The following is a 12250-nucleotide window of genomic DNA, read 5'->3' as shown; positions in this document are numbered from 1 at the left end:
ACCTGGATCGTGGTGCAGAGAAGGGGGAGCGGGCGTGAAAGCTTCACCACGCACGGGCGCCGGGGTCAGGGAGACGGCTCCGAACATGATTCACCGAGAACGAGGCGTCCACGCGGGGGCGGAGGCACCCTGGGCATAACTCCTTTGCTCCAGGCAGGCGGCGCGAGAGATGATCCGGAGTCACGGCGCGAGAGCCGATCACGTGGCCAGAGGTGATCGGGCGGCCACGTAGCGAGAGAGGCGGCGTCCGTTGAGCTGGACCAAGCACTCCACCCCCGAGCACGAGGCCATCGCGGGCGCGCTGACCATCCTGCGCTGCCAGGTGGGCTCCGGCGTGCACGGTACGGCCATCGCCGGCACCGACGACCGCGACGAGATGGGCATCTGCCTGGAACCGCCGGACTACGTCATCGGCCTGCGCCATTTCGACCAGTACGTCTACCGCACCCAGCCCGAAGGTGCCCGCTCCGGCCCTGGTGATCTTGACCTGACCGTGTATTCGTTGCGTAAGTGGATGCGCCTGGCCGTGGGCGGCAACCCCACCGTGCTGCTGCCGCTGTTCGTCCCGGAGTCCGAGATCGTGTCGGTCACCGACCTCGGGCGCGACCTGCGCGCGGACCCGGGCCTGGTGCTGTCCCGGCAGGCCGGCCACCGGTTCCTCGGCTACCTGCGCTCGCAGCGCGACCGCATGGTGGACCACCCGCAGGGCAAGCGCACCAACCGGCCCGAACTCATCGCGCGGTACGGATACGACACGAAATACGCCGGGCACATGGTTCGCCTGGGCGTCCAGGGCGTCGAACTGCTCGAGACGGGCCGCATCACCCTGCCCATGCCGGAGCCCTGGCGGTCGCTCATCGTCGGCATGCGGCAGGGCGCGCACACCAGGGAGGAGGCCCTGGCCCTCGCCGCCGACCTGGAGGACAGGCTCGAGCGGCTCATCCCGGTCTGCGACCTGCCCGAGCATCCCGACATGGACCGCGTCAACCGGTGGCTCGTCGCGGCCTACCGCGAGACGTGGGCGTCGGCCGTGCCGTTGTCCTGACCGGTCGATGGACGTCCGGGCGGGTGCGCCGAGGCCGGCTTCTCCCTAGTCGTCGCGACGGAGGAGGCTGTACGGGCAGGAGTGGTAGACTTTCTCCCTGTACAAGGCCGCTTTCCCGGTTCCGGGGGCGGCCATCCTGCTTTTCAGGTGTCCATCGGCGCGCACGCGCCGGTCGCACGGCCGCCGTCGCGCGTCCTGCCCTGAGAGCGGAACGCGGTGCGGTGGCCGGCGTCTCGACGAAGGAGAAGCATGGCCGTTTCCCCCGCATCCCCGGCCCCGGCGTCACCCCCACCCGCCGCATCACCCCCACCCGCCGTGTCGCCGCCGTCCGCCGCGTCACCGCCGTCCCCGCCGATCTCGCTGCCGCGGCAGCTCGCCCGCACCCGGCGGTTCTCGCTCGGCGTGCCCCGCCATTTCACGGTGTCGCCCGACGGCGGCACGGTCTTCTTCCTGCGCAGCAGGGCGGGGGACGACCCGGTCTCCTGCCTGTGGGCGCTGGACGTCGTGACCGGGCGGGAGCGGCTGCTGGTGGACCCGCTGACGCTGCTGCGCGGCGAGGAGGAACGACTGTCGCCCGAGGAGCGCGTCCGCCGTGAACGCGCCCGCGAGCTGTCGTCCGGCATCGTCGCCTACGCCGCCGACGGCGCCTGCGAGGTGCTGGCCTTCGCGCTGTCCGGCGGCCTGTGGACCTGCCGCACGTCGGACGGGGCGGTGCGCCGCCTGCCGGCCGCCGAACCGGTCGTCGACCCGCGCCCGGACCCGGCGGGGCGGCGCGTCGCCTACGTCGGCGGCGGCGCGCTGCGCGTGGTGGACGCCGACGGCGGCCGGGACCGGGTGGTCGCCGCGCCGGACGGCCCCGAGGTCGTCTTCGGCCTTCCCGAGCACGTGGCGGCCGAGTCGATGGGCCGGCACCGCGGGTACTGGTGGGCGCCGGACGGGCGGCGGGTGCTGGTGGCCAGGGTGGACACCGCCCGGGTCCAGCGCTGGCACATCGCCGACCCCGCCGACCCTTCCCGCCCGCCGGTCTCCTTCCCCTACCCCGCCGCCGGCACGGCCAACGCCGAGGTGAGCCTGTGGATCGCCGACGCGGACGGCGCGGAGGGCGCGAGTCCCACGGCGGTGGACTGGGACGCCGAGGCGCTCGAGTACCTGACCGGGGCCGGGTGGGACGCCTGCGGACCTTACGCGGCCGTGCAGAGCCGCGACCAGCGCCGGCTGCTGGTCCTCGGCGTCGACCCCGCCACCGGCGCGACCGAGGTGCTGGCCGAGCAGCGCGACGACGCCTGGGTGGAGCTGGTGCCGGGCCTGCCGGCGCGCACGGCGCGGGGCGTCCTGCTGACCAGCGCTGACCTGGACGACACGCGCAGGCTGCTCGCGGACGGCCACCCGGTCACTCCCCCGGGACTCCAGCTCGACGCGGTGCTGGCGGTGGACGGCGAGACGGTGCTGTTCGCCGCCGCCCAGGACCCGACGTGCGTTGATGTGTGGCTGTACGACCCGGTGTCGGGGCCGCGGCGGGTCAGCCGGGAGCCGGGCGTGCACACCGGCACGCACCGGGCGGGCACGACCGTGCTGGTCTCCCGCACCCTCGACCGCTCGGGCACCCGCGCGGTCGTGCTCCGCGACGCCGCGTCCAGCGCGGACGGCGGACCGTCCGCGCGGGCCACGCAGGTACGCGAGGCGGTCCATGGGTCGGGCGAGCAGGCCGTGCAGGTACGCGAGGCGGTCCAGGGGTCGGCGGAGCAGGCTATGCAGGCGCGTGAGGCGGTCGGGGTGGAGATCGCCTCGGTGGCCGAGCGGCCGGTGCTGGAGCCGCGGGTCGAGATGCTGGTGCTCGGCCCTCCCGAGCTGCGCGCCGCGCTGTTCCTGCCCTCCTGGCACCGCGACGGCCCGCTGCCGGTGCTCATGGACCCCTACGGCGGGCCCGCGATGCGGAAGGTGACCGCCGAGCGGGCCTGGTGGGCCTACGTGTCGCAGTGGTTCGCCGAACAGGGGTTCGCGGTGCTCGCGGTGGACGGGCGCGGCACGCCCGGGCGGGGCCCGGCGTGGGAGCGGGCCGTCCACCTCGACCTCGCGGGCCCGGTGCTGGAGGACCAGGTCACGGCGCTGCGGGAGGCGGCGCGGCTGCGTCCGGCGCTGGACCTGAGCCGGGTCGCCGTCCGGGGCTGGTCCTTCGGCGGGTACCTCGCGGCCCTGGCGGTGCTGCGGCGCCCGGACGTCTTCCACGCCGCCGTCGCCGGCGCCCCGGTCACCGACCAGCGGTTGTACGACACGCACTGGCGGGAGCGGCACCTCGGCCACCCCGCCGAGCACCCGGAGGCCTACGACCGCTGCTCGCCGATCCTTGAGGCGTCCGCACTGAGCCGTCCGTTGCTGATGGTGCACGGGCTGGCGGACGACAACGTGGTGGCGGCGCACACCCTGCGGTTCTCGGCCGCGCTGCTGGCGGCGGGACGCCCGCACGAGGTGCTGCCGCTCCCCCGCGCGACGCATCTGCCCTCCGACGAGTCGGTGCAGGAGAACCTGCTGCTCCACCAGCTGGACTTCCTGCGGCGCGCGCTGAACCTGTCATCGGGCTGATCGAGACGAGGCGGGTCCCGCCGGCCGTCCCGGTGGCGCCGCGTCGCGGGGGAACGGGGCCGGGCGGCGGGAGGTCACAGCAGCTCCTCGGCCACCGCGAGGAGTTTCAGGGCGGTCGGGTGGGTCGTCCCGGCTCCCCGGGGCACCCGCGCCGAGATGCGCTGGAGCAGCACGTGCACGTCGTCGCCGGGGGAGGCGGCGGCGCTCGCGGACCGCAGCCGCAGCAGCAGCTCCAGCCCGTACGCCGCCTGGGTCGCGAGCAGGCCGAGGAGGTTCACCTCGGCCAGCTCACCCCGTGACCCGCCGCTCGCCCGGTCGAGCACCTCAAGGACGCCGATGCAGCGTTCGTACCGGACGAGCGGCGCGGCCATGATGCTGCCGGGGACGTATCCGGTGGACTCGGCCGCGTCCTTGGCGAACTGCGGCGTGTCGGCCACGTCGTCGGCGATCATCGGCTGGCCGCTCGCCGCGACCCAGCCCGCGATGCCCGTGCCCGCCGGGAACCGCGTCCCCAGCAGATGCTCCTCCCCTTCGCCCGACACCGCCTCGAAGACCAGTTCGCCGGTGTCGGGGTCCACGAGGAACACCGACGACGCCGCCGCGTCGAACACCTCGCGAGCCACCTCCACGATGGACTGCAGCAGCCTGCGCTCGGTGATCTCGGCGTCACCGGCGGACGGGTGGTCATAGAGGTACATGGGCGTCTCCGTTGCGTGCGACGACGTTGGCAGAGGCCAGGTAGAGCACCGACTTGAGCTGGAAGGGCGTCATCCACGGGTGCTTGCCGAGGATGAGCGCGCAGATGCCGGTGATATGCGGCGCGGCGAAGCTGTTGCCGCTGCTGCGGATCATCCGGCCGCCCGGCCAGGCCACCGGGACGCGCACGCCGCGCGCGTAGAACTCGGCCGGAGGGGTGGGGTTGTAGTAGTAGGTCATCGGGTTCGGCTCGTCGTGGCTGGCCACCGAGATGACCGAGGAGAAGGTCCACGGGAAGCTCAGCACCGGCATGTTGTGCGCGGCGGCGACGAGCAGGCACCGCCGGAAGTAGGCGCGGTCGGCCAGGTCGTGCAGCGTCGGCAGGAACTCGCTCCTGGTGGTCGACAGGCTGAGGTTGATGAGGTCGTACCCCTCGTCGACGGCCCAGCGGAGCCCGGCCAGCAGGGCGGCGCCGCTGCCGGAGCGCCCGTCGGTCAGCACCCGCACCGACGTGAGGCTCACCGCGGGTGCGATCGACCGGATGACCCCCGCGCACGCCGTGCCGTGACCGGCCGGGTCGACCGGCGCGCAGTCGGCGATGGTCAGCTCGTCGCCGTCGTGGGCGACCATGAGCGATCGTTCGAGCGCGCCGACCATCGGGTGCGCGCCGTCCACGCCGGTGTCCAGCACGCAGACGCGCACCCCGGCGCCCAGGCCGCCGCCCCACGCCCACTGCTGGGTGACCTCCTCGTGGCGGATGACCCCGAAGTCGTCCAGGGCCAGCCGGGAGGTGGCGGCGCTCCAGGCGGGCAGGCCGGGGAAGTGCGCGCGGCGTTCGCGGCGCCAGGGCGGCTGGGTCACCGGGGTCCCTCCTGTTCGGCGATCCAGGCGCGGACCCGCCCCGCGGGCAGGCCGGCGCCTTTGGCCAGGTAGCTGTGCAGGGCGCGCTCCGCGGCTTCGCCCGCCTCGGCGGCGTGCCCGGCCGCGCTGTAGGCGCGGGCGAGCTCGGTCAGCACGTCGCCGCGCAGGCACGGGTCATCGGTGCGGTCCAGCGCTTCCCGCGCCCGGGCAGCGAAGGCGAGCGCGGCGCCGTGGTCGCCGCCGAGGGAGGCGATCCGGGCGCGCGCGGCGAGCACGACCAGTTCGCCGCGGACCTGCGGGCGCCCGGCCTCGGCCTCCAGCCGGTCCAGCGCCTCCCCGGCTTCAGAGACCAGCCCTTGGCGCAGCAGCTCGCGCGCCGCGTACGCCTCCAGCGTCCTGCCCGGCGAGGTGTGACCGGCGCGGCGCAGGGCCGACGCGCACCGCCGGAACAGGGTCTCGGCCTCCGCGTGCCGGCCGACGAGCGACTCGACCAGCCCGCGGACCTGGTTCACGGCGGTCGCCGCCATGTCCAGGTGCAGGTCGCCGGCGTGCCGTCCGGCGGTGGCGAGCACGGCCCGGGCGGCGGTGACCTCGCCGGACAGAGCCAGCAGGCGCGCCTTGGTGAGCAGCACGGGGACCAGCAGGGCACGGTCGCCGCCGAACCTGGCCGACAGCTCGTCGCACAGCGCGAGGCTCTCCCGCAGCGGCGTGGGGGACCACTGCGCCAGCTCGCACAGCCCGCTGAGCAGCCGGTCCTCCTCGTACCGGTCGCCGAGCGACCGCGCGCGGACCAGGCCCTCGCGCAGGACGTCCTCGGCTGCTCCGGAGCGCCCCTCGATGGTGCGGGCGAGCGCTTCGAGCTGGTGGAACCGGCACCAGCCCAGGTCGTCGCCGGGGTCGGCCGCCAGCATCTCGCGCAGCGCTCCGTGGTCCACGGGGCGGGTTCCGAAGCGCACCGCGAGCGTCTCGCGCTGGATCGCGCAGGTGAGCCGGGTCCGCCGGTCGTCGGGCAGCATCCGCTCGGCGGTGTCCAGCGCGGCGAAGGCCCGGTCGCCGTCGCCGCGGGCCACCCCGGCGTCGCAGATGCGCACCGCGAGGGGACGGTGCTCGGGGTCGCCCGCGGGCAGCAGGTCGCGCCCGCGTTCGAGCAGGCCGACGGCGGCGGGCAGATCGTTGCGGTGCAGCGCCTGGGTGCCCTCGTCGATGAGGGCGCGGGCGGCCCGTTCGGTGAGCGCCGGCAGGGACGGGTCGTCGGGGCGGACGTCGCGGGTGAGGTGGCAGGCGGCCTCTAGGTGGTGGGTCAGGTCACTGTGGGAGGACTCCTCGTAGGAGCCGCCGGGATGCGGCCGGCCGGCCCCGGTCAGCCGGTCGGCCAGGGCCAGATGCCAGCTCGCCCGCAGTTCCTTGCGGGTCATGGCGTAGACGGTGTCCCGGGTGAGGGTCTGGGTGAACTGGAAGGAGCCGGACGCCTCCCGCCGCCGGATCATGCGGTGCCGCAGCAGGCGCCGCAGCGACTCGCCCATGTCCTGCTCGTCCAGGCCGTCCCGGCACAGCAGGCCGAGCTGGTCGGCGGTGAAGACGTGGCCGATCGCCGCGGCCCGCTCCAGCACCTCGCGCTCCCCCTCGCCGAGCCGGTCCAGGCGGGCGCCGAGCAGGGCCTGGATCGTGGGCGGCAGAGGCGCGTCCTCCCCGTCCTCGACCAGCGTCTCCAGCATCAGCTCGGCGAACAGCGGGTTTCCGTCGGAGCCGTCGGCGACCCGCACGCACAGGGCGTCCACGCCGTGGGCGACCACCTCGGGCTCCGGCGCCCGTCCGGCCGAGAGCGCGGCGACCAGCAGCCGCATCTGGTCCTGGTCGAGCGCGCCGAGCTCCAGCGAGGACGAGCACGCCATGCCCCCGCCCCAGGTCGGGCGCGCGTCCAGCAGCTCGGGCCTGGCCACGCAGACCAGCAGGACCGCCACGTCCAGCAGCCACGTCGCCACGTCGTCGATCAGATCGAGCAGCGTCGGCTCGGCCCAGTGGAGGTCCTCCCAGACCACCACGAGCGGCCGGTGCCGCGCGAGCGCCTCGAACAGGGTGCGCACCGCCCGCGAGATCTCCTCCACGCCGGCCTCCTCGCCGCCGCGCGGGGAGCGGGAGGCGTCGGCGGTCACCAGGCCGCGCAGCGCGGGCGTGCTCGACGGCTCCATCAGGGGGGCGATGTCGGTCCAGGAGCCGTTGAGGGCTTCCAGCATCTCGGCCACCGGGCGGTAGGTGATGCCCGCGCCGTACGAGCGGCACCGTCCGACGAGCACCGTCACCTCCTCCGGCAGCGTGTGGACGAAGTCGCGCACGAGCCGCGACTTGCCGATGCCGGGGGTGCCGAGCAGCGTGACCACGCAGCACCGCCGGCCCCGGGAGGAGCGCCGGTACGCCTGGCGCAGCTGGTCCATCTCGTCGTCGCGGCCGACGAGCGGGACGGCGCCCTCGTCGCGTCCCCCGGTCTGCGGTTCCAGCGACTCCACCCGCCACGCCCGCACGGGGTTGCTCTTGCCCTTCAGCGTGAGCGGCGGCATCGAGACCAGCCGCGCCTGCGCGCGGACCATGCGCCCGACCTCGTCGCCGACGAGGATCTCCCCGGCGCCCGCGGCCGACTGCAGCCGGGCCGCGGTGTTGACGGTGTCGCCGATGACGCGCAGGTCCGAGCCGGGCGTGTCGATGACCACCGCCTCGCCCGCGGAGACGCCGCAGTGCACCTCCAGCCGGATCCCGTGGGTGGGCGCGAGCCCGTCGCTCAGTTCACGCACCCGCGCGAGGGCGGTGTGCGCGGCGCGGACGGCGCGCAGGGCGTCGTCCTCGCTGCTGATGGGGATGCCGAACACGGCCATGATGGCGTCGCCGATGAACTTCTCGACCACGCCGCCGTGTTCGCCGATGCCCGAGGTGCACGCCTGGTAGTACCGGTCCAGGATGTGCCGGAGCAGCTCGGGGTCGAGCCGTTCCGCGAGCTCGGTGGAACCGACCAGGTCGATGAACAGGACGACGACGTTGCGGCGCGCGGGGCGGGGCGCCCGGGCCGTCATACGAGCTTGACTTCGTGACCCTCGACCTCGCCCGCCACGGCGTCGAGGCGGGTCTTGATGGAGTTCAGCAGCTCGACCTCCGGCCGGCTCAACTCCGCGAACACCTGCCGCTGCCGCTCGCTGAGCAGGTCGATCGGATGACCGGCCTCGCGCAGGGTCCCCAACGCGTCGAACGTCGTCGGCCCGGTCCGAATCTCGCGGCTGTCCATCGGCCACCTCCTGGTCGCGCCCGCCGCGGCCTGCCGGCCACTGCTGATCCACACGCTAGTGAGGCAGGGTTTGGCGGCAGTATGGCGCCGCCATGCCGCCGCCATACTGTTCCCGAACTGGGCCGAAACTGGCCGTGTGGGTCACCACCCGGACGAGGCGGGCTCCGTAGGCGGCTCAGCGTCCATGGTGGCGGCGCAGTTCGGTCGCGAAACGGTGGGCGAGCGGTGACATGGTGTAGGCCATCGAGTGGGCCACCACCTCGGCCTCGTCGGCCGCCTTCTGGGGCACCGACAGGATGTTGGCCTCCAGCAGCGACTCGATGGCCCGCTCCGCCGAGGTCACGATGCCCTCCAGCGCGGCGACCAGCTCGTCGTGACCGAACGGCGGCCCCGGCAGCGCGCCGAGGGCCAGGAACGCCGGCCGGTGCGCCCAGGAGGGCCGGTTGTAGCATTCCTCGAACCGGTCGCGCAGCGAGGTCTCCCCCGCGACGAACTCGTCCAGGATGTTCTCCGAGCGGTACAGCCGCTCCGCGAGATGAGCCAGGGGCACGTGACGCAGCCCGGACAGCCTGCCGCCGAGCAGGCGCAGCGCCAGGGGGGACACCCCGTACTGCTCGAAGATCGCCGTGACGGCGGGCAGGTCGCCGAACACCCGGTCGTGGCCGATCAGCCTGCCCATGAACTCCAGGCCCTCGGCCGCCGACAGCTCCTCCAGGCCGACCCGGGTCACCGACTCCAGCCCGCTGAGCCTGCTGCGGCTGGTCACCAGCACCTTGCTGGCCGTGGTGCCGGGCAGCAGCATGCGGACGCTGGACTCGTCGGGGGAGTCGTCCAGGACCAGCAGGATCTTGCGGTTGGCGAGCCAGGACCGCCAGACCGAGGCCAGCACGTCGTCGTCGCGGATGCCCGCGACGTTCAGCCCGACGCCCTCCAGGAGCTCCCGCTGGAGGTCCACGGTGCCGCGGGTGTCGCCGCAGTGGCGGCGCAGCGCGACGACGAGCGCGCCGTCCGGGAAGCCGGGGGCCAGCATGTGCGCGACGTGCACGGCCAGGGCGGTCTTGCCGATGCCCGGCCCGCCGGTGATGAGGGTGACGGCGGCCGCCTCGTCGACGATGCGCCGCACCTCCCGCTCCCGGCCGACGAAGTCGGCGATGTCGCGCGGTAGCTGGTTGGCCAGGGTCTGGATGGGGCGCGGGCGACCGGCGCCGGCGTGGCCCGCCCCGTCCGCCGTCCGCCGTCCCTCGCCGCGCAGGATCTCCTGGTAGAGGTTCCTGAGCACGGGGCTCGGGTCCAGGCCGATCTCGGCGGCCAGGTGGCGGCGCAGGCCCTCGAAGTGCGACAGGGCCTCCGAGGCGCGCCCGCAGCGGTACAGAGCGGTCATCCGCGCCGCGGCGATGCGCTCGCGCGCGGGGAAGCGCGATGCGAGGAGGTCCAGGGAGGCCAGGGCCTCGACGTGGTGGCTCAGTTCGATCTCCAGCTCCACCCAGTCCTCGTACACCGACAGGAACAGGTCGGTGGAGCGTGCCAGCTCCCCGGCGACCAGGGGCACGTGGGAGAACTCGGCCAGCGGGGGATCGTGCCACATGCGCACGGCCTCCCCCAGCAGCTCGGCCGCGACCGCGAGGTCCCCGGCGCGGACGGCGGCGCGGCCCGATCTGGCCAGCTCCACGAACCGCAGCAGGTCCAGCTCTTCGCGCCCGGCGAACAGCCGGTAGCCCCAGCCTTCGAAGCTGAGCCGGTCACCGAAGATCTTCCGCAGTCCCGAGACGTAGACCTGCAGGTTCTTGCGGGCGGTCCGGGGCGGGCGCTCCCCCCACAGCGCGTCGATGAGCTGGTCGGACGGGATGACGGCGTTGGCGTGGCAGAGCAGGATCGCCAGCAGCAGCCGCTGCTTGGGCGCGCCGATGACCGCCGTGTAGTCGTCCACCCGGACCTCGAGCGGGCCGAGTATCGAGCAGTGAAGGCGAAAAGCCGCGTTACCCATAGCTGTCCTTGATTTCGCGCCGTCGCTGTGACGGTCACCGCGCCCCACCGGCCATCGGCGTGCCCAGGAGCAGGAAGTCGACGATCTCGATCGGAGGGGGAGCGCCGGCGCTCCGCAGCGCGTCCAGATGGCGCTTTCTGATCATGAGGGCGACGGCGTTCGAGACGGCGGTCCCGCCGGCTCTGGACTCGAACCAGCGCCAGTCGCCGTCCACGTTGACCTCCAGGAACACCACCTCCGCCCCGGCCAGGAGCAGATCGAAGGCGCCGTAGGCCAGCCCCCACAGCCGGGCGAGCCGGCGGACGGCCGCGGCCGCCGCCGGGGGGACGGCCGCCGGCGTGACCGGTACCCGCGCTTCCTCGCGCCACGGCGAGTCGGGCGAAGGCTTGTCGACCGCGTAGGCGTGGACGGCGCCGTCCAGGTAGTAGACCCGCAGCTCCGCGTCGTGCTCGACGTGCTCCTGCACCATCACGGGGAAGTCCGGCGCCGGCAGGCGCGCCAGCTCCTCGCGCTCCAGGACCTGCGGGAACACCCCGAGCAGCAGCCCCGGCGCCGTCTCGAGGAAGTGCTCGTCCACCACCTTGACCACGAACCGGCGGGCCGCCGAGCGCGCGGGGACCGCCGCGGGGTCGGTGGTGACGACCGTCTCGGGAACGCGGACGCCGGCCCGCGCGGCGCCGGCGAGCTGTTCGAGGTGGCCGGGACTCCCTCCGGGCAGGCTCGACGGCGCCAGCGAGGCGAGCTGCCGCACCAGGGCCGTCCACGAGTCGGCGCGCACCATGGCCGCGGCCGGACCGCCCGCGCGGGGCATCGCCCGCGGTGAGAAGTGCCGCGCCCAGACGACGGTCGGAACGACGCGGCGGCCGTCCAGGGTGAGGGAGCCGTCGTCCAGGGTGAGGGAGCCGCCGCCGAGCCGGAACGACAGGTCCAACGCCGACACGCCCTCGGCGTCGATCCGCACGCTCGGCACGCCGAGACGGCACAACAGGGTCTGCAGGACGGGGAACTCGCCGCACCCGGCCCGGTCGGCCAGGACGACGCACGGAGTCGCGGTCAGGGGGTCGTACGGCTCCGGTGGCGACCATGTCACGACGCCGCGCGAGGAGCGCAGGTCCACGGTGACCGGGGGCATGGGCACGCGGCCGGAAAGATCATATGCCGAACCACCGACAGGCCCTAACAATGTCCATCCGCGGCCGTGCGTGGGCGGAAAGCGTCATCCACCGACGCTTCACGCGAAATCACCATGCTGTTCACGAACGCACCTCCATCAGTCAGGATGTCGGCTGTTTATCGACAAGATGAGGCGTAGACGGATAAAGGACGGCTTTGACCTGCTATGTGGGGAGTTCGTGACTCAATAAGAGCACGAGTCAGCATGCTCTGCAAGCGGTGTTTCCGCAGGTAGACAAATCCGGTAGGGGAGGCTCCGCGCGCTTCTCCCTCGAGTGCCGATGCGGACGCCGCCCTGATTTGGGACGGCACGCCATGACCGAAAACGAGGCGCCGCACCATGTCATTCGCCGGCTCGTGCGCATTTCACCATTGAGGCCACTGAAGGGTGATACGCCCGGCCGATCATCCCCAAGATCTGAAACTGAATCATGTTCGTGCAGGCAGCGCCGGACGGGCGCGCGCGTTCGCCGGCCGCCTCGTGTGGCGTCCGCCGCGGTCCCGCGCGGGCGGGCGCGGACGCCGGTGGCGGCGACCTCCACCGCGCGGCGACCGCCCCGGAAGGCGGGTCCGAAAGCCGTCCGGCATTTCGGACTCCATCCCGGAAGAGGGCCGCGAAAGTTTCACGCCCGCGCCCCTC

The 12250-nt window shown here is 73.7% G+C and carries 8 protein-coding genes; 2 read left to right on the top strand and 6 right to left on the bottom strand.

All coding sequences use genetic code 11. The features are described from left to right. Positions 1-250: 250 nt before the first annotated feature. Both ACFQSB_RS34475 and ACFQSB_RS34470 read left to right on the top strand, forming a co-directional pair. Positions 251-1045 (top strand): nucleotidyltransferase domain-containing protein, encoded by a 795-nt coding sequence (locus ACFQSB_RS34475; RefSeq protein WP_380831051.1) that lies wholly within the window; start codon positions 251-253, stop codon positions 1043-1045. Between the two features lie 249 nt (positions 1046-1294). Beyond that, positions 1295-3625, top strand: a complete 2331-nt coding sequence (locus ACFQSB_RS34470; protein ID WP_380831050.1) for a prolyl oligopeptidase family serine peptidase — start codon at positions 1295-1297, stop codon at positions 3623-3625. Between the two features lie 74 nt (positions 3626-3699). Here the strand turns inward: ACFQSB_RS34470 and ACFQSB_RS34465 are convergent, their stop codons facing one another. The 6 genes from ACFQSB_RS34465 to ACFQSB_RS34440 form a co-directional block, all read right to left on the bottom strand. Then, positions 3700-4323, bottom strand: coding sequence for a GAF domain-containing protein (locus ACFQSB_RS34465; protein ID WP_380831048.1), 624 nt, complete (start codon positions 4321-4323; stop codon positions 3700-3702). Continuing rightward, positions 4310-5182: a S8 family serine peptidase gene (locus ACFQSB_RS34460; RefSeq protein ID WP_354852172.1), complete on the bottom strand. Its 873-nt coding sequence runs from the start codon at positions 5180-5182 to the stop codon at positions 4310-4312. Before ACFQSB_RS34460 ends, ACFQSB_RS34465 begins: the two co-directional genes overlap by 14 nt. Then, on the bottom strand, positions 5179-8244 hold the full coding sequence (locus ACFQSB_RS34455; protein WP_380831046.1) for an AAA family ATPase: 3066 nt from the start codon (positions 8242-8244) through the stop codon (positions 5179-5181). Before ACFQSB_RS34455 ends, ACFQSB_RS34460 begins: the two co-directional genes overlap by 4 nt. Further along, positions 8241-8453, bottom strand: coding sequence for an aroma-sacti cluster domain-containing protein (locus ACFQSB_RS34450; protein ID WP_354852175.1), 213 nt, complete (start codon positions 8451-8453; stop codon positions 8241-8243). The genes ACFQSB_RS34455 and ACFQSB_RS34450 overlap by 4 nt, the downstream gene beginning before the upstream one ends. Positions 8454-8628: 175 nt before the next feature. Continuing rightward, entirely contained in the window at positions 8629-10437 is a 1809-nt protein-coding gene (locus tag ACFQSB_RS34445; protein ID WP_380831044.1) for an AfsR/SARP family transcriptional regulator, read from the bottom strand. 34 nt (positions 10438-10471) lie between these two features. Beyond that, a complete protein-coding gene (locus tag ACFQSB_RS34440) occupies positions 10472-11575 on the bottom strand; it encodes an ATP-grasp domain-containing protein (RefSeq protein ID WP_380831042.1) in 1104 nt (367 codons plus the stop codon). Between the last annotated feature and the right edge of the window lie 675 nt (positions 11576-12250).

The organism is Sphaerisporangium rhizosphaerae, from assembly GCF_042665155.1.
Lineage (GTDB): Bacteria > Actinomycetota > Actinomycetes > Streptosporangiales > Streptosporangiaceae > Sphaerisporangium > Sphaerisporangium rhizosphaerae.
Note: the sequence above shows the minus strand (reverse complement) of the source record. Positions and strands in the feature narration are given on the sequence as shown.